Here is a 1,559-nt window from a genome sequence, read left to right on the forward strand (position 1 = left end):
CCACTCTCATGTCCGTGTTTTCAAGGTGTAGGCGCGTAGGTTCTGCTCCGAAAGGCTCAATCCGAAGTAATGCGTAGTGATGAACGCTCCGAGACAAGGGGACCAGGGCGCGACGTTTTTGACGGCGGTTGAGAGACTCTGATGCGTGGGTCGATACCACAGAATGACGGAACCTCGCCGGCCGTTGCCCCAGTCTAGACAGCGGTGGTCGGATGCCGCAGCCATAGTGGATCACGGGGATCTGGCCGATCCGTGGTCGCGCCCTGGTGCCCCTGTCCCGGAACGGATGTGATGCTGAGGGTCGATCTCCAAAAGGTTGATGCGTTCGAGGGTCTGCGCAGCGCTGGTCTCAGGCGGGCCGGGCCTGCAAGGCGATCGCCCAGATGAACCCGACCAGTTCGCGCGCGATCGCCGCGATGGCGACCTGAGGCTTCTTGCCGGCCCGCAGGAGCGCGCGGTAGCGCGCGTGAAGGCGCGTCTGCGCCTTCCAGGCGTGATCGCGAACGCCTTGCGGGAGGTCGTCTTGCTGAGCCAGTTGCTGCTCGGAGACCCTGGGTGCGTGCCGGTATGACCACGCGGCCTCCGTGAGCAGCTTGCGCGCCAGCGGGCTGCCGGTCTTGGTCAGCGCACCCGGGCGGCGCTTCTCTCCGCTGGAGTGCTCGCTGGAGACCAGGCCAAGGTAAGCCATGAGCTGGCCGGGATGGGTGAAACGGGCGATGTCCCCGATCTCGGCGACGATCCCGGCTGCGGCGACCAGCGACACGCCGCGCAGCGCTTTCAGCGCCTCGACGACCGGCACCATCGTCCAGGCCGGGACCGCATTCGCAATCTCCCGACTGAGCAAGTCGCGGCGCTCGCGGGCCTGATCGACGGCCTGCAGCAGCGTATCCAGAACGACCTTGTGGGCGGGCTGGTCGAACTGGAGACGGGCGAGCCAACGCCGATGCGTCTTGGTCCAGTTGGTGCCGTTGTAGAAGCGGCCGTGACGGAGCAGGAACGAGCCGACACGCTGACGGGCGCGCCGCAGGTCATGAACGGCTTGCTCCCGGGCGCGCACCAGATCCCGGATCGCCTCGTGGTGCTCGTCCGGCACCCAGATCGCCGCCAGTTCGCCCGCCCGGTCCAGACGCGCAAGCTGCAGCGCATCCCGCCGGTCCGTCTTGACCCGGTCACCAGGCTTCTTCGGGATCTGCGCCGGCCCGGCGACGGCGCAGTCGTGGCCGGCTTCGACCAACGTGCGACAGGGAACGTATCCCGTCGGGCCGGCCTCGTAGACGAAGTGCACGGCGCCGTGGCGGTGCCTCAGCTTGTCCGCGAGCTTGCGCAGCTGCTCGGAGGTGTGGCCGATCGTGCCGTAACTGCGGCACTCGCCATTGCGGCCCGCCTCCGCGATCGCTACCGAGATCGTGTTCTTGTGGATGTCCAGGCCGACGTAGGCGTTATACTCGTCCATGGTCCGTCTCCACTGTGCTTGTGGCTCGGCACCCGCCGGTGCAACCCACGTATCTCAGCACACCTGGAGGCGGGCCACCCGCCCCCGTGACGGACATGTCGTCTAG

1 protein-coding gene is annotated in these 1,559 nt (G+C 67.1%); it reads right to left on the bottom strand.

All coding sequences use genetic code 11. From position 1 onward, the window contains the following. Window positions 1-349 precede the first annotated feature (349 nt). Window positions 350-1,453, bottom strand: a complete 1,104-nt coding sequence (locus DRB17_RS19765) for an IS110 family RNA-guided transposase (protein ID WP_114583945.1) — start codon at window positions 1,451-1,453, stop codon at window positions 350-352. Between the last annotated feature and the right edge of the window lie 106 nt (window positions 1,454-1,559).

It is taken from the genome of Ferruginivarius sediminum (genome assembly GCF_003344765.1).
GTDB classification, from domain to species: Bacteria; Pseudomonadota; Alphaproteobacteria; order Kiloniellales; family Rhodovibrionaceae; genus Ferruginivarius; species Ferruginivarius sediminum.